The sequence below is a fragment of the Enterobacter sp. DTU_2021_1002640_1_SI_PRY_ASU_LCPMC_013 genome (assembly GCF_032389435.1).
In the GTDB taxonomy this organism is placed as follows: Bacteria; Pseudomonadota; Gammaproteobacteria; order Enterobacterales; family Enterobacteriaceae; genus Enterobacter; species Enterobacter hormaechei_C.
On record NZ_CP135594.1, the window covers coordinates 1,942,386 to 1,957,888 of the forward strand.

Consider the following 15,503-nt stretch of genomic DNA (forward strand, 5'->3'; position numbering starts at 1 on the left):
GTTGGCGCAGAGTGTAGGGAGTGCAAAGCGGCTTGTGAAACGCTAATATTTGGCGGGTGCATTCAAAAAATTTGCAGGCTAAAGATGTGGTCAGATTATTCCCTTGAAGTGGTTGATGCCGTGGCGCGTAACGGCAGCTTTACCGGTGCCGCCCAGGAGCTGCATCGCGTTCCCTCGGCTATCAGCTATACGGTGCGCCAGCTGGAAGCGTGGCTGGCGGTCCCGCTGTTCGAGCGGCGCCATCGCGACGTGGAGCTCACGCCTGCCGGAGCGTGGTTTTTGAAGGAAGGGCGGTCTGTTATCAAAAAAATGCAGATCACCCGTGAGCAGTGCCAGCAGATCGCCAACGGCTGGCGCGGGCATCTCGCTATCGCGGTGGATAACATCGTTAAGCCGGAACGGACCCGGCAGATGATCGTCGATTTCTATCGTCATTTTACCGACGTCGAACTGCGTGTTTCGCAGGAAGTGTTCAACGGCGTCTGGGATGCGCTGGCGGACGGCAGGGCGGAGATGGCGATTGGTGCAACCCAGGCGATCCCGGTTGGGGGGCGCTACGCGTTTCGCGACATGGGCATGCTGAGCTGGACCTGCGTGGTCGCACGCGATCACCCGCTGGCGGCGCTGGAAGGTCCGCTGAGCGATGACACCTTACGCAACTGGCCCTCGCTGGTGCTGGAAGATACCTCCCGCTCGCTACCCAAGCGCATTACCTGGCTGCTGGATAATCAGCGCCGCGTGGTCGCGCCGGACTGGGAGTCGTCGGCCACCTGTCTGAGCGCGGGGCTGTGCGTTGGCATGGTGCCGGTGCATTTTGCGCGCCCGCGCATCGATGCGGGAGAGTGGGTGGCCTTGACGCTGGAAAACCCCTTCCCGGATGCCGCGTGCTGTCTGACGTGGCAGCAAAACGACGTCTCGCCCGCCATGGCCTGGCTGCTGGATTATCTGGGCGACAGCGAAACGCTGAACCGGGAGTGGTTGCGGGAACCAGCATAGCTGGTCCCGTAAAGTGATTAACGACGGTAGTCGCGGAACGGACCGTCCGCAACGGAACGGCGTTCTATCAGGCGCGGGTGAACTTCAATGGACTGGGACTGTTCACGCTTGTTGACGATCCTGTCCAGCAGCATATTGAAGGCCGTTTCACCCAGCGAATCTTTCGGCTGGTGAATGGTGGTCAGCGCCGGGGTAAAGAAGCGGGCGTTGCGCACGTTGTCATAGCCGATCACCGAGATATCCTGCGGGACGCGCAGGCCGAGTTCATCCGCCGCGCAGAGCGCGCCCATCGCCATGATGTCGCCGCCGCAGAACACCGCGGTAGGGCGATGCGGCTGGGAGACGATCTGCTGCATGGCGCGATAGCCCGACTCCGGCTCGAAGTCGCCCTGAACAATCCAGTTTTCCGGCACGGTGATCAGCGCCTCTTCCATCGCTTTCATGAAACCGGCCAGACGGCCAGCTCCGGTGTTACGCTCCAGCGGACCCGGGATCACGCCAATTTCACGATGACCGCGTTCTACCAGATAACGCCCCGCCATGTAGCCGCCTTCAAAGGCGTTATCAATAACGGAGTCGGTGAAGTCTGCGCGCGCTTCGCCCCAGTCCATGACCACCATCGGAATGTGGCGATACTCTTCCAGCATGGAAAGGACCGACTCAGGGTATTCAGAACACATTACCAGCAGGCCGTCGACGCGCTTTTGCGCCATCATTGACAGGTAAGCGCGCTGTTTTTCAATGTTGTTCCACGCGTTGCCCAGAATCAGGGTATAGCCTTTCTGGAAGCAGTTTTTTTCAACGGCTTCGATGATTTCAGCAAAGTAGGCCGCTTCACTGCTGGTGGCCAGCAGGCCAATCGATTTGGTGTGATTAACCTTCAGGCTGCGGGCGACGGCACTTGGCGAGTAGTGCAGCTCTTTGATTGCCGCCCAGACGGCATTACGCGTCTCTTCAGCGACGAAACGCGTTTTGTTAATAACATGTGATACGGTTGTAGTGGAAACGTTTGCGCGTTTTGCTACGTCTTTAATTGTTGCCATTAAATGTCACTCCAGACCATATCCTAAGCTCCTGAAAAAATTGAAGGTAAACGTTTGCCTTCTCTCACCCTTATCACGCAAACATGAGTTGCGACACGCCGGGAAAACGACACAGGACGTCAGGAGGGGGTCAGTGGCCGGTACGCTAATAAATTTAGCGTGGAATTTTGTCCTATCTTGATGAAAAGGGGAAGAGGTAAAGTGGATATCCGCTTAAATCCTGGAAGATTTTTGACCTAAACTGTGTAAAAATGAGCAAGCTCACTTTTCGTAGGGTGAATAAAAGGAGAAAAATTGATGAGTACCGATCTGAAGTTTTCGCTGTTTACCACCATTGTTGTTCTTGCCCTGATTGTTGCGGGTGGTTTAACCGCTGCGCTGCACTGATTCAGGAGGGGGGAGAACCTTCTCCCTCTCTTGCCGCTATTGTTACCTCTCCGGCAAAAATCTTTTGCCAAAATGTTAACTTCTCATTTTTTGTGATTGATGTCATGCTTTTGACTTCTTAGTTCTGTGCCGGGTTATGGCACGGTATCCGGAGTCTCTTCATGAAAATCAATTTTCCCCTGCTGGCCCTGGCGATTGGCGCCTTTGGGATTGGCACCACTGAATTCTCCCCGATGGGGTTATTGCCTGTTATCGCCCGGGGCGTGGACGTCTCAATTCCTGCGGCCGGTATGTTAATTAGCGCCTACGCGATTGGCGTGATGGTGGGCGCGCCGCTGATGACGCTGCTGCTTTCCCACCGCGCTCGCCGCAATGCGCTGATTTTCCTGATGGCGATTTTCACTCTCGGAAATGTGCTTTCCGCGATTTCGCCCGATTACACCACTCTGATGCTTTCGCGCATTCTGACCAGCCTCAACCATGGCGCCTTCTTCGGACTGGGCTCGGTTGTTGCCGCCAGCGTGGTGCCAAAACATAAGCAGGCCAGCGCGGTAGCCACTATGTTCATGGGCCTCACCATCGCTAATATCGGCGGCGTTCCCGCTGCCACCTGGCTGGGAGAAGCCATCGGCTGGCGTATGTCTTTCCTCGCAACCGCCGGACTGGGCGTGGTCGCGATGGTTGCGCTGTTCTTCTCACTGCCGAAAGGAAGTGCGGGAGAACGTCCGGAAGTACGTAAAGAGCTGGCGGTGCTGATGCGTCCTCAGGTGTTGTCCGCGCTGCTTACCACGGTACTGGGGGCCGGGGCGATGTTTACGCTCTACACCTATATCTCCCCGGTGCTGCACGACATTACCCACGCAACGCCACTCTTTGTTACCGCGATGCTGGTGCTGATTGGTGTCGGGTTCTCGATTGGCAACTATCTCGGCGGGAAATTTGCCGACCGCTCCGTCAGTGGAACACTGAAAGGTTTTTTAACGCTGCTGATTGTCATCATGGTGGCGATTCCGTGGCTGGCGCGTAACGAAGTGGGTGCCGCGATTGCCATGGTGGTGTGGGGCGCCGCAACCTTTGCCGTGGTGCCACCGTTGCAGATGCGCGTAATGCGCGTTGCGCACGAAGCGCCGGGGCTCTCTTCGTCGGTGAATATCGGTGCGTTTAACCTGGGCAATGCGCTGGGGGCCGCAGCGGGCGGGGCGGTGATCTCAGGTGGTTTGGGTTACAGCTTTGTGCCGGTGATGGGGGCGATCATTGCTGCACTCGGCCTGCTGCTGGTGATGATGTCTGGTCGTAAACAGCCTGAAGCGGTGTGTACGGCGGAATAAACAAAAACGCAGAAGGGCTGCCCCTTCTGCGTGTCTCTTACGCGGCGAAGTTCTTCGCAACAAATTCCCAGTTAACCAGTGCCCAGAAGTGTTCCAGGTAGTTCGGGCGCGCATTACGGTAATCAATGTAATAGGCGTGTTCCCATACGTCCACGGTCATCAGCGGCGTGGCGCTGCTGGTCAGAGGGGTACCCGCATTAGAAGTGGAAACGATAGCCAGTTTGCCATCAGCCTCTTTTACCAGCCAGGTCCAGCCGGAGCCAAAGTTTTTAACGGCTGCGTCAGTAAACTTCGTTTTAAAATCCGCGAAACTGCCGAACGCGGCGTTAATCGCTGCCGCCAGCTCACCGGCAGGTTCTCCGCCTGCATTGGGGGCCAGGCAGTGCCAGTAGAAGGTGTGGTTCCACACCTGTGCGGCGTTGTTGAATACGCCGCCGTCTGAACTGCGCACGATCTCTTCCAGCGTTTTGCCTTCAAAATCGGTGCCCTTGATCAGATTGTTCAGGTTGGTGACATAGGTCTGGTGATGCTTGCCGTAATGGTACTCCAGGGTTTCCGCGGAAATGTGCGGGGCCAGGGCGTCTTTTGCATACGGTAGTGCAGGTAATTCGAACGACATTGCTTCTCTCCTTATAGTTTTATACGTTGCCAATAACCCTACAGACAACAAGGACAGAATAGCAAATTGAAAGGGTATGCAAAAGAGGAACTTACCCTGCCATGGAGGCGGCAGGGCAGGGTTTAGCGAATGGTTTTTGGCGTCATCACGCGGCGCGCACCCACATAGTGGCGCACCCAATAATCTTCGCTGAGGGAGGTGATCTGAATGTCCTGACCGCTGCGCGGTGACTGGATAAATTTACCGTTACCCACATACACCCCAACGTGATCGGCCGTACCGCGTCCCTGGGTGCGGAAGAACACCAGGTCGCCATTTTGCAGTTCGCCACGGTTTACAGGGGCGGCGTCGCGCAGATGGTACATCTCATTGGCGGTGCGCGGAATGCGAAACTTCACCAGATCTTTATAGGCATAATAAACCAGCCCGCTACAGTCAAAACCGGTGCGCGGAGAGGTGCCACCCCAGCGATACGGTTTACCTATTTGCCCCATCAGTTTGTTCATCGCCGTTTTTTGCGCTTTCTGCATACGCGCTTTATGCACGTCAGCCAGTTTCGTCACTTTTGCGCATTTCGTTTTATGGCCTTTGCGCACGGTGCATTTTTCATTCACCAGGCTGGCGGTCGTGCGGGTGGTTTTGTGCGTGCCGGAACGGAGAGTTTTGGTTTTACTGGAGGCGGTCTTTTTGGTCTGAGCGGTGGTTTTCTTCTTTACTGTTTTACTGGTGGTTTTTTTCTTACGTTCTGTGGTTTTTGCCAGATGCGATTTTTGTACAGCAGAATGCCGCGCCTGTTCAGAGGCGTTCGCCGCTGGCGTAAATGAGAGTGTGGTAAACAGTAAAGCACAGAGCGTCATCGAGATTTTAGTTATCCGCGCCACTGGGCAGTCCCCTGATAAATGCAGGCCACAATGCATACCCGCGTGAGATTTACAAAACCTGTCGATTCTAATCCATAAAATCAGAAGAAGTTAATAGCATTTTTCATTCAAAAATTATGTTTCGTTAGCAAGTGCAAAAAAATTCACCATTCTGACGCACTCCTGTTCGTTCCTTAAGCAAAACCGCACCCCGTCTGGGGATAAACGACATTAGCAATGCAACTTTATGCGATAAGCGATAAAATAATTAGACGTGACAAAAATGTTATTTTCCGATGTCGGCCTGACCCGCTACAATGTCAGACTGATGCCGTAACAGAAGTTAAAGGAAGCAAGACATGAGCACCACTATTGAAAAAATTCAGCGCCAGATCGCTGAAAACCCGATTCTCCTGTACATGAAAGGTTCTCCGAAGCTGCCAAGCTGCGGCTTCTCCGCGCAAGCGGTTCAGGCGCTGTCCGCCTGTGGTGAGCGTTTTGCTTACGTTGATATCCTGCAAAACCCGGACATTCGCGCTGAACTGCCAAAATACGCCAACTGGCCGACCTTCCCACAGCTGTGGGTTGATGGTGAACTGGTTGGCGGATGCGACATCCTGATTGAAATGTATCAGCGCGGCGAACTGCAACAGCTGATCAAAGAGACTGCGGCGAAGTATAAAACCGAAGAGCCGGACGCAGAGTAAGTTTTCTGCGGATATAAAAAAGCGACCACATTATGTTGGTCGCTTTTTTTTGTCCTGCGGGGCTGTTGATTACCCAACCTACGATTGAAGATCGGCCTCGTCGCCCATTGGCAGCGGCCAGCCGCCCAGACGTTTCCAGCGGTTGACGATCTCACAGAACAGCTCCGCCGTACGCTCGGTGTCGTATAACGCGGAATGCGCCTGGGTGCCGTCAAACGCAATACCCGCTGTGATGCAGGCTTTAGAGAGCACGGTTTGCCCCAGCGCCAGGCCGCTCAGTGCGGCGGTGTCGAAGGTCACAAACGGATGGAATGGATTACGCTTCAGCGAGGCGCGCTCGGCGGCAGCCATAGTGAAGCTGTGATCAAAGGTGGCGTTGTGGGCCACCATGATGGCGCGGCTACAGTCATTCTCTTTCATGCCTTTGCGCACCATTTTGAAAATAGCGTGCAGCGCCTCGTATTCGCTTACCGCTCCGCGCAGCGGGTTTGTCGGATCGATACCGTTAAAGGCCAGCGCCTCTGGCTGTAAGTTTGCCCCTTCAAAGGGTTCAACGTGGAAATGCAGCGTGGTGTCCGGTACAAGCCAGCCCTGTTCATCCATCTTCAGCGTGATGGCGGCAATCTCAAGCAGCGCATCGGTTTTAGCGTTAAATCCGGCTGTTTCTACATCAATGACAACGGGATAAAAACCACGAAAACGGTCGCACAGACCGGTAAATTGAGCGTTATCGGACATCAGGGTCTCTTACAAGGGGGAAAAAGCAGTGCGCATTATGGCAAATTTTGAGAGGGGATGCAGCAAAACAACGGGCGCATAGTGCGCCCTGCGGGATCAATCGCCCAGACCGCGACCAGCGTCTTTGGCTTCAATCAGTTCGATTTTATAACCGTCCGGATCTTCCACAAACGCAATTACGGTGGTACCGCCTTTAACCGGACCGGCTTCACGGGTGACGTTACCGCCATTGCTGCGGATACGTTCGCAGGCTTCGGCGGCGTTATCCACTTCCAGCGCGATGTGGCCGTAAGCCGTACCCAGCTCATAGCTGTCCACGCCCCAGTTGTAGGTCAGCTCGATGACCGCTTCATCAGATTCCGGGCCGTAACCGACAAACGCCAGAGAGTATTTATATTCCGGATTTTCGCTGGTGCGCAGCAGCTTCATGCCCAGAACGTTAGTGTAGAAATCGATGGAACGTTGCAGGTCGCCAACGCGCAGCATGGTGTGAAGTAGGCGCATAATTTCCTCATTAACCAGTGGAATGGATTATCTTTTTGAACAGAAACGATGTTTTAGTATAGCGGCGAAAGGTCGCCGCTATCAATGTACAAAGCGGAATTACAGTGAAGGGTAGTCGGTATAACCTTCCGCGCCGCCGCCATAGAAGCTTTCAGGACGCTGCGGGTTCAGTTCGGCTTTTTTCTGCAAACGGGCAACCAGATCCGGGTTAGCAATGTAGTCACGGCCAAAGGCCACGGCGTCGATCAGGCCTTTACCGATCAAATCCTCGGCTTTCTCTGCCGTATACGCACCCGCCCCGATAATCACGCCGTGGAAGCGCTCGCGCACTTTCTGACGGAAGGCTTCACTGTAAGGCTTGCCGCCTGCCCAGTCCGGCTCGGACATGTGCAGATAGGCGATACCGCGTTTCGCCAGCTCTTCAATCAGATACAGCGCATCTGCTTCTTCGTTCGGACCGTTGTCGACGTTCTGGAAAGTACCGATCGGGGAGACACGAATACCAATGCGGTCTGCGCTCCACTCATTACAAACAGCATCAACCACTTCAAGCACCAGACGCGCGCGGTTTTCAACGCTGCCGCCGTACTGGTCGGTACGCTGGTTGGAAGACGGGGACAGGAACTGATGCAGCAGGTAACCGTGCGCAGAGTGCAGCTCAACCAGGTCGAAGCCCGCTTCACGGGCGTTGGCGACGGCCTGACGGAAATCATTCACGATACCCGGGATCTCGTCCAGCTCCAGCGCGCGTGGCGTGGTGGTGTCGACGCGGATCGCATTACCGTTTTCATCGCGCAGGGAAGTGCGGGTATTGGCGTTCAGGGCAGAGGCAGAAACCGGCGCCTGACCGCCAGGCTGGATGCTGCTGTGTGAGATACGGCCGGTGTGCCACAGCTGAACCGCAATACGGCCATCTTCAGCATGCACGCCTGCGGTGATTTTTTTCCACGCGGCGATCTGTTCCGGGCTGTGCAGACCCGGTGCACCGGCGTAGCCTTTTGCCTGAGCAGAAATCTGCGTGGCTTCGGAGATAATCAGGCCCGCGCTGGCGCGCTGGCGGTAATACTCACCCATCAATGGCGTTGGGATATCGCCCGGCTCGATGCTGCGCAGACGGGTAAGTGGGGCCATAAACACGCGGTTTGGGGCAGTAACGGCACCCACTTTCAGTGGGGTAAACAGCTTTTCAGCGGACATAACGGCTCCTGAGTAGACCAGTCGACTAGTAAAAGGGTAAATAAAAACGCCGGCTACACGCCAGGCGCGGTAATACAGTTTTTCACATGCGCCAGCGCGCTTTCGAGCGGCACGGCGCTGCGAGACATTTTTGCTTGCAGGTTGGCGCCTAACCAGAGGGAATAGAGCACCTGTGCCTGCGTGAGCGGATCGCCGGAGAAGGAGAGCGTTTTTTCATTGCGCCCGCTCTCTAGCGCCTGAGCCAACAGGGCAATAACGCCGCTGGCCCCTTTATCCATTGCGGTGCGCATATCTTCGGAGAGATCGCACACTTCGGCAGACAGTTTTACCGTCAGGCAGCCGCTGATGATGCCCTGCTGACAGAACTGCGTCAGCGTTTCCTGATAGTAGTTCAGAACACGATCCCGGTAGTCACCTTCACCGCTGGCGAAGTGGGTTGCCAGGCGCTGATGGTAGCTGGCGTAGTGCCGCTCCAGCATGGCAACGCCAAACGCCTCTTTGGATCGAAAATAGTGATAAAACGATCCCTTAGGTACTTCAGCGGTTTTTAACAATTCGCTCAGCCCCATACCGGTAAACCCGCGATGCATGCAAAGGCGCTCGCCGGTAGCCAGCAAATGTTCTCGTGTATCGTGTTCTGTGTGTCTGCTCATGCCCTTACTCTAATAGACCGTTCGGTCTAATGCAAGCCCGCTTAGCGACGACATTGCGACAGAATATCCAGCTGCGGTTGATAAACCGCTGATTTCACGTCCATCATGCCCAGAACGGTGGCGAATAAATTGTCCTGTGAAACCGCCTCTTTTGCGGCATGGTCACGCAGGCAATCCGTGTTTACGCCGAAGTTTTTCGCATAATCCGGGGAGAGCCAGAACATAAACGGAATGTGCGTTTGCTGCTCAGGGGCCAGCATATATGGCGTACCGTGCAGGTAAATTCCGCTTTCGCCCAGCGATTCACCGTGATCGGAGAGGTAAATCAACGCCGTGTTCATGGTGGCCTGCCGGGCTTTCAGCGCGTCGATGGTTCGGCTGACCACGCTGTCGGTATACAAAATCGAGTTGTCATAGGTATTGATCAGCGACTGATGATCGCAATCCTGAATTTCATTGGTATCGCAGGTTGGGGTGAACTTGCGAAAGCTGTCCGGATAACGGTTGTAGTAGGCCGGACCGTGGCTGCCCATCAGATGAATAACCAGAACCGTATCCTGCTTTATTCCATCCAGTACGTTGTCCAGACGGTAGAGGTTGACGTCGTCGATACAGGATTTGTCCTTACAGAACTGATCCAGTTTCCACTGGGTCATGTCCGTGTGTGGCACGCGGTCGCAGGCGCCTTTACACCCGCCGTCGTTGTCGCGCCACAGCAGGTTGAATCCGGCATGGTTAAGTACATCGAGCAGACCTTCCTGGTGATGGGCGAGGTCCGCGTCATATTTTTTCCGCGTCATGCCAGAGAACATGCAGGGGACGGAAACGGCGGTTTCCGTGCCACAGGAGGAGGCCTGTGGGAAGTTGATGACATCCTGCTTTTTCAGCTCGGGGTTAGTTTCACGCGGGTAACCATTTAATGCGTAGTTTGCGGCGCGGGAGGCTTCGCCCACCACCACAACCAGCACGGTTTTCTTGTGTTGGCTGGAAATCAGCGCCCCTTTATGAGCATCCTCGCCAATGCGGACCAGCGTCTGGTCGCCGGCAAACCAGCGCATTTTGCTGTATTTCACCACGGCGCTCACGTAATTCGCCGGGGTAACCATTTTGACGATGCTTTTGTTATTGCGGAACAGAGAAGCATAGTCTTTATAAAACACCGCCGCGATCAGGATGATCACCAGCAGCGCACCCAGCATAGCGGCGACACGCGTCAGGAGGGCATACCACCATTTTCCGGTGCGAATGCGCGTCAGGGCTAAAATAATCGATGGAACCAGACCCGCAACGACCAGCCACAGGATCATCTGCGGCGTCACCAGGGCAGTCGCTTCCTGGGAATTAGTTTCGAACACGTTCACAATCATGTTCTGATCGATAACCGTGCCATAGGTATACATAAACCAGGTCGCGGCGGCGCATCCCAGGGTCAGGACAATCATGAGCGGCTTGCGAATAAAGGGAATATTCAGCAGGCTGAAGACAATCACCCAGCCGCAGAACAGCACCAGCGGCACGCTGGCAGCAAACAGGAGATCGTGCAGATGCGCAGGCGCAATGATTGACCAGCTGCGCTGGATAAACAGTGCATTCAGTACGGTGAAGAAAAGTGCACAGCCCAGAGTAAATTTTATATCGTTACAGTGTAACTTTTTAGTGAACCACATGATGACCAGACCATTCGTTATATCAATGCGGCGAGTATAAGAAGGGAAGATTAGCGAAACCTTAATGCTCTGTTTGTGGCGGACATCCTTGCATGCAAGCCATTTAGGGTCTTCACTGTAGGGAATAATGACGTTCTGGAGGTGGGTGTGGCAGAGCAACTGGAGTTTTTCCCTGTCCAGAGCCCGTGCCGGGGTATTTGCCAGGTAGATGAACGAGGATACTGTCGTGGCTGCATGCGCACGCGCGATGAACGTTTTAACTGGCAAAATTTCAGCGACGCGCAAAAGCAGGAGGTCTTACGGCTCTGTCGACAGCGTCTGCTGCGTAAAATTCGTGCAAACAAAGCGGTTGAAAGCGAAGAACCTCAGCAACCTTCACTGTTTTAGCAGGGTAATTGCGTATACTGGTGACATGACTTCCTTGAGGAAAATGTTATGGTTCAGCGTATTACCCTTGCCCCGCAGGGCCCGGAGTTCTCCCGATTTGTTATGGGCTACTGGCGCCTTATGGACTGGAATATGTCTCCGGTCCAGCTGGCGGACTTTATAGAAGAGCATCTCGATCTCGGGATCACCACCGTCGATCACGCTGATATTTATGGCGGCTATCAATGCGAGGCTGCCTTTGGCGAAGCGCTGAAGCGTGCGCCGGCGCTGCGTGAACGTATGGAGATTGTGACCAAATGCGGTATTGCCACCACAGCAAAACCGGAGCATGCGCTTGGGCATTACATCACTGACAGCGCGCATATCGTTAAAAGCGCCGAGCAGTCACTGATTAACCTAGCCACCGATCGTATCGACCTGCTGCTGATCCACCGTCCCGATCCGTTGATGGATGCGGATGAGGTCGCGGAAGCCTTCCTGACGCTGCACCAGAGCGGCAAAGTGCGCCATTTTGGCGTGTCTAACTTCACCCCGGCACAGTTTGCGCTATTGCAGTCTCGCCTGCCGTTTACGCTGGCGACGAATCAGGTGGAGATCTCGCCTGTTCATCAGCCGCTGCTGCTGGATGGCACGCTCGACCAACTGCAACAGCTGCGCATCCGTCCAATGGCATGGTCCTGTCTGGGAGGCGGCCGCCTGTTTAACGATGAGGCATTCCAGCCGCTGCGCAACGAGCTTGAAACGGTGGCGCGCGAACTGAATGCGGAGAGTATCGAGCAGGTGGTTTACGCCTGGATCCTGCGCCTGCCGTCTAAACCGCTGCCAATTATTGGCTCCGGCAAAATTGAGCGCGTCCGCGCTGCGCTTGTGGCTGAGGAGCTGGATATGACGCGTCAGCAGTGGTTCCGCATCCGTAAGGCGGCGCTGGGCTACGACGTACCCTGAGCACGCCTGAACCTGACTTTCCGGTGAAATCTGCGCCGCTGGTATAGACTTAAGGTGCAAAAAATAACCCGTGGAGGTCTTATGAAGCGTTTTGCTCTGGCAATGGTCACGCTGGTTGTTTGCGCAGGTGCGCATGCAGCCAGCGAGGACGTTGAAATGAATCTCGTCACTTCTCAGGGGGTAGGTCAGTCCATCGGGACGGTGAAAATCACCGAAACCGATAAAGGGCTGGAATTTGCTCCCGATCTCAAGGCTCTTCCACCCGGCGAACATGGTTTTCACGTTCATGCCAAAGGCAGCTGTCAACCCGCAATGAAAGAGGGGAAACCAACAGCTGCGGAAGCCGCAGGGGGGCATCTCGACCCGCACAACTCCGGTAAGCATGAAGGCCCGGAAGGGATGGGGCATCTCGGCGATCTGCCGGTGCTGGTGGTGAATAACGACGGTAAAGCCACCGATCCGGTTGTGGCGCCACGACTCAAAAAGCTTGACGAGGTCAAAGGCAAGGCGCTGATGATCCATGTGGGCGGCGATAACATGTCCGATCAGCCTAAACCGCTTGGCGGCGGCGGGGCGCGCTATGCCTGCGGGGTGATCTGATCGCCAATTGTTCCGGGGGGCGGCGCCTGTTCAAGCTGTGACAGGGAGCAGTGCAGCCGCCAGATAATGGACGCCAGATCGCGGGCCGCAGGCTGATGATGGTGCGCCAGCGTATCGCAAATACGCTGAAGCTCGGCGAGCGTGACGCTCAGGGGGCGCTGCTGCACCCCGCGCTCGCTCATCACATCGCGGAGCATAGAAATACAGTTATCACGGACCTGCGACAGCGGATCGGAACGCGTCTCCCAGGCGCGCAACTGCCACACCACGTGCGAACAGTTTAACAGCACCACGCCCCAGCGCAGTAGCCAGCGACGGGAGAGTGAATCCTGGCTGTTGTTCAGCTGGCTGACATGATGGTAAACCAGCGACTCATACTCGCTTTCGCGCAGATGCGGCCTGCGGCTCAGCTGATCGACAAAACCCCTGCGCAACTCCCGAATATGCCTGCGGCTTTTACGCGCGTCCGAGCCCGGGCGTAGCACAGCGAAAGCCAGCCACGCCAGCCCCACGCCGAGGATCTTCGCCAGATTGTCGTTGAGAAAATCAGCGTAATCGTAAACCGGTGGATTCGTTACAGAGATAAATGAGCCCATAAAAACAATCAACTGACCCCACAGACCGGCCAGTTTAGGCATTTGCAGTTTGAGCAACTGCATGGTGGTTAATAGCGGGAAGAGAAACAGCAGAAATTGCCAGAGGTCGGTTATCTGCACCATCAAACCAAATTTCACCACGAAGCTGAACAGCGACAGCAGTACCAGCGTACGCAGCAGAAGCGTCAGGGAATTAAAGGGGGAAGCGGCGACGGAATAGAGCACGCAGCTGATTGCCGCAAGCGTCAGGGCCGCACTGCCCGCATCCCATTGCGTGGTGATGGCCCATGCGCCCACGGCCGTCAACGCGCAAAACGTACGAAAACCGCTCCACAGCGCCTCCATTGCGTCGGTATGCCGCGCCAGAGCAGGACTACCGGGAACGGAAAATTCGGTGACGGGCGTGGCATTCTCGACGGCTTTTAACCAGCGGCTGCTGCGCAGATACAGGCGGCAGAAATAGTTCAGACGCTGCCAGAAGGCACGGTGCCGGTAGTCATATTCATCCGTCGGGGCGAGCGGCGCGATAATGCGCGCAACGGTATAGATATCGGCATCCGGACGCGCAAGGGCGGCGAGCAGCGCCTCGATAATCTCCCGGGTATGGGCTGGCGGTGCAGGCCAGTTCAGCAACATCCGACGAAGGCTTGAGATCGCACTCGTCATCCGCAATTGCTGGTGCAGTAAATAGTTCAGGAGCGTGTTCTGGCGACGAAAACGGTAGTGGCTCCAGAAAGCCTGGATGCGCAGCAGGTTCATGGTCAGGATCTGGCCGATGACCTTTTCGTGCGCGAGGCGGATATCATCGCTGCTGTCAGGCTGCCAGAGCAGGCTGGCATGTTCCAGCAAACGTGCGTGCATCGTTTTAAGGGCGGTGATAAGCGTAGTGCCATCTGAGGTACTGGGCAGGATCATCATCATGACGCCCCCGCACAGAATGCCGACCATCACTTCACACACGCGTGCCTGGGCGATATCCCATAGCTCGGTGGTGTCCAGCACGTTGACGACCGGAAAGGCGATAATGGCCGCGGTGTAACCCGCCAGTTGAAACGCATAGGCAACGTTATTGGTAAAATGGGCGCAGGCCCAGGTACACAGCCCCAGCCATGCCGACATGCTTAACAGAAAGAGCCAGGGATCGTTCAGGGTATGGCCGGCAAGAAGCAGTGCGGCGGTTGCCCCCAGCAGGCTACCCGCCACGCGCCCGAGGCTTTTGCTGATAACGCCCCCGACGGTAGGGAAGCTGACGACCGCCGCAGAGGTCATCGCCCAGTAAGGCTCGTCCAGATTCAGATAATAGGCAACCGTAAGCGCAAGGCACATGGCGATGCCGTTGCGCAGCGCGTAACGCCACTGCGGCCGTGTCGCTTTTATCCACGGCGTATTGCGCCAGGAGAAAGCCCCCAGGTTCATCATCGCGATCCGATGGCGACGGTGCAGGTTGTGCCAGAGACCAGGGTAATGTCTTTCGGCAGTTGATCAAACTCGACGCGAACAGGCACCCGCTGAGCCAGGCGCACCCACGGGACGTTGGGTTTGATGTCAGGCACCAGGCCAGAATCGGTTTCCACGCTCTGATCGTATATTGCCCGACCTATGCTGCTAACGTGACCCTGTAACGTTTCTGCGCCGCTGTAAAGCGTGATCCGGGCAGGCGCACCCTCGCGGATATGGCGCAGCTTGGTCTCTTCAAAATAACCTACAACATAGAAAGAGTGGCTATCGACCAGGGCGAAGACCGGCTGGCCTGTGGTGGCGTAATCACCCACACGGGTAGACAGGCTCGTGATCCATCCATCCACCGGGGCTTTGACCACGGTCTGGGTCAGTTGCCATTCGGCCTGTTTCAGCGTTGCCTCAGCAACCTTCAGGCTGGCCTGCATGGCTTTTACATTGATATTGGCGGTATCGAGATCTTCCGCAGAGATGTAATTTCTCGACAGATGGCGGCGGCGTTCGGCTTCGTTATTGGCTTTTGCCAGATCTGATTGAGCTTTTGCAAGCTGAGCCTGGGCATTAAGCACCGCAATGTGGAAAGGGGTCTCATCGATATGGAATAGCACATCGCCCGCATGAACGTACTGGTTGTCCTTCACCAGAAGCGCGCTGATACTGCCGGACACCTGTGGCGTGATGCTGACCTGTTCCGCGCGGATCTTGCCGTCACGCGTCCAGGGCGACTGCATGTAATAATTCCAGAGCCACCAGCCGGCCATCACCGCCAGCGCTAAAACGAAAAGAGTGGAAAAATATTTTAACGTTTTCAATGCTAT

The 15,503-nt window shown here is 55.6% G+C and carries 17 protein-coding genes; 7 read left to right on the forward strand and 10 right to left on the reverse strand.

The window, feature by feature from the left end:
- Positions 1-84 precede the first annotated feature (84 nt).
- Positions 85-996 carry a DNA-binding transcriptional activator PunR gene (gene punR / locus RS584_RS09275; RefSeq protein ID WP_049012597.1) on the forward strand — a complete coding sequence of 304 codons (912 nt, stop codon included), beginning with the start codon at positions 85-87 and terminating at the stop codon, positions 994-996.
- A gap of 17 nt (positions 997-1,013) precedes the next feature.
- Here the strand turns inward: punR and purR are convergent, their stop codons facing one another.
- Positions 1,014-2,039, reverse strand: coding sequence for an HTH-type transcriptional repressor PurR (purR, locus tag RS584_RS09280; protein ID WP_003857634.1), 1,026 nt, complete (start codon positions 2,037-2,039; stop codon positions 1,014-1,016).
- A 297-nt stretch (positions 2,040-2,336) separates the two neighbouring features.
- Here purR and RS584_RS09285 point away from each other — a divergent pair, with 297 nt between their 5' ends.
- Together RS584_RS09285 and RS584_RS09290 are read left to right on the forward strand one after the other, a co-directional pair.
- Complete coding sequence (locus RS584_RS09285) at positions 2,337-2,426, forward strand: YnhF family membrane protein (protein WP_003857632.1); 90 nt, start codon at positions 2,337-2,339, stop codon at positions 2,424-2,426.
- 161 nt (positions 2,427-2,587) lie between these two features.
- On the forward strand, positions 2,588-3,754 hold the full coding sequence (locus RS584_RS09290) for an MFS transporter (protein ID WP_017384607.1): 1,167 nt from the start codon (positions 2,588-2,590) through the stop codon (positions 3,752-3,754).
- A gap of 37 nt (positions 3,755-3,791) precedes the next feature.
- On the opposite strand, the gene sodB is transcribed toward RS584_RS09290, so the two are convergent.
- Together sodB and RS584_RS09300 are read right to left on the reverse strand one after the other, a co-directional pair.
- Positions 3,792-4,373, reverse strand: a complete 582-nt coding sequence (gene sodB / locus RS584_RS09295) for a superoxide dismutase [Fe] (RefSeq protein WP_315749461.1) — start codon at positions 4,371-4,373, stop codon at positions 3,792-3,794.
- A gap of 122 nt (positions 4,374-4,495) precedes the next feature.
- Positions 4,496-5,254, reverse strand: a complete 759-nt coding sequence (locus RS584_RS09300; protein ID WP_045338780.1) for a C40 family peptidase — start codon at positions 5,252-5,254, stop codon at positions 4,496-4,498.
- A gap of 338 nt (positions 5,255-5,592) precedes the next feature.
- Between RS584_RS09300 and grxD the strand changes: the two genes are divergently transcribed.
- Positions 5,593-5,940: a monothiol glutaredoxin 4 gene (gene grxD / locus RS584_RS09305; RefSeq protein WP_003832760.1), complete on the forward strand. Its 348-nt coding sequence runs from the start codon at positions 5,593-5,595 to the stop codon at positions 5,938-5,940.
- A 78-nt stretch (positions 5,941-6,018) separates the two neighbouring features.
- On the opposite strand, the gene rnt is transcribed toward grxD, so the two are convergent.
- The 5 genes from rnt to eptA all read right to left on the reverse strand — a co-directional run bounded on the left by rnt (position 6,019) and on the right by eptA (position 10,699).
- A complete protein-coding gene (gene rnt / locus RS584_RS09310) occupies positions 6,019-6,678 on the reverse strand; it encodes a ribonuclease T (protein WP_003857625.1) in 660 nt (219 codons plus the stop codon).
- Between the two features lie 96 nt (positions 6,679-6,774).
- Complete coding sequence (gloA, locus tag RS584_RS09315; protein ID WP_315749463.1) at positions 6,775-7,182, reverse strand: lactoylglutathione lyase; 408 nt, start codon at positions 7,180-7,182, stop codon at positions 6,775-6,777.
- A gap of 99 nt (positions 7,183-7,281) precedes the next feature.
- A complete protein-coding gene (locus RS584_RS09320; RefSeq protein WP_015570682.1) occupies positions 7,282-8,379 on the reverse strand; it encodes an alkene reductase in 1,098 nt (365 codons plus the stop codon).
- 53 nt (positions 8,380-8,432) lie between these two features.
- Positions 8,433-9,032, reverse strand: a complete 600-nt coding sequence (locus tag RS584_RS09325) for a TetR/AcrR family transcriptional regulator (RefSeq protein ID WP_017384602.1) — start codon at positions 9,030-9,032, stop codon at positions 8,433-8,435.
- 41 nt (positions 9,033-9,073) lie between these two features.
- Positions 9,074-10,699: a phosphoethanolamine transferase EptA gene (eptA, locus tag RS584_RS09330; RefSeq protein WP_315749465.1), complete on the reverse strand. Its 1,626-nt coding sequence runs from the start codon at positions 10,697-10,699 to the stop codon at positions 9,074-9,076.
- 147 nt (positions 10,700-10,846) lie between these two features.
- Here eptA and RS584_RS09335 point away from each other — a divergent pair, with 147 nt between their 5' ends.
- The 3 genes from RS584_RS09335 (at position 10,847) to sodC (ending at position 12,631) form a co-directional block, all read left to right on the forward strand.
- Positions 10,847-11,086, forward strand: coding sequence for a DUF1289 domain-containing protein (locus RS584_RS09335; protein ID WP_017384600.1), 240 nt, complete (start codon positions 10,847-10,849; stop codon positions 11,084-11,086).
- A 48-nt stretch (positions 11,087-11,134) separates the two neighbouring features.
- Complete coding sequence (locus RS584_RS09340) at positions 11,135-12,031, forward strand: aldo/keto reductase family oxidoreductase (protein WP_015570678.1); 897 nt, start codon at positions 11,135-11,137, stop codon at positions 12,029-12,031.
- 81 nt (positions 12,032-12,112) lie between these two features.
- Positions 12,113-12,631, forward strand: coding sequence for a superoxide dismutase [Cu-Zn] SodC (gene sodC / locus RS584_RS09345; protein WP_315749468.1), 519 nt, complete (start codon positions 12,113-12,115; stop codon positions 12,629-12,631).
- On the opposite strand, the gene RS584_RS09350 is transcribed toward sodC, so the two are convergent.
- Both RS584_RS09350 and RS584_RS09355 read right to left on the reverse strand, forming a co-directional pair.
- Positions 12,610-14,643: an FUSC family protein gene (locus RS584_RS09350; RefSeq protein ID WP_165468462.1), complete on the reverse strand. Its 2,034-nt coding sequence runs from the start codon at positions 14,641-14,643 to the stop codon at positions 12,610-12,612. The genes sodC and RS584_RS09350 overlap by 22 nt on opposite strands.
- On the reverse strand, positions 14,643-15,503 hold the full coding sequence (locus RS584_RS09355) for an HlyD family secretion protein (protein ID WP_047737727.1): 861 nt from the start codon (positions 15,501-15,503) through the stop codon (positions 14,643-14,645). The genes RS584_RS09350 and RS584_RS09355 overlap by 1 nt, the downstream gene beginning before the upstream one ends.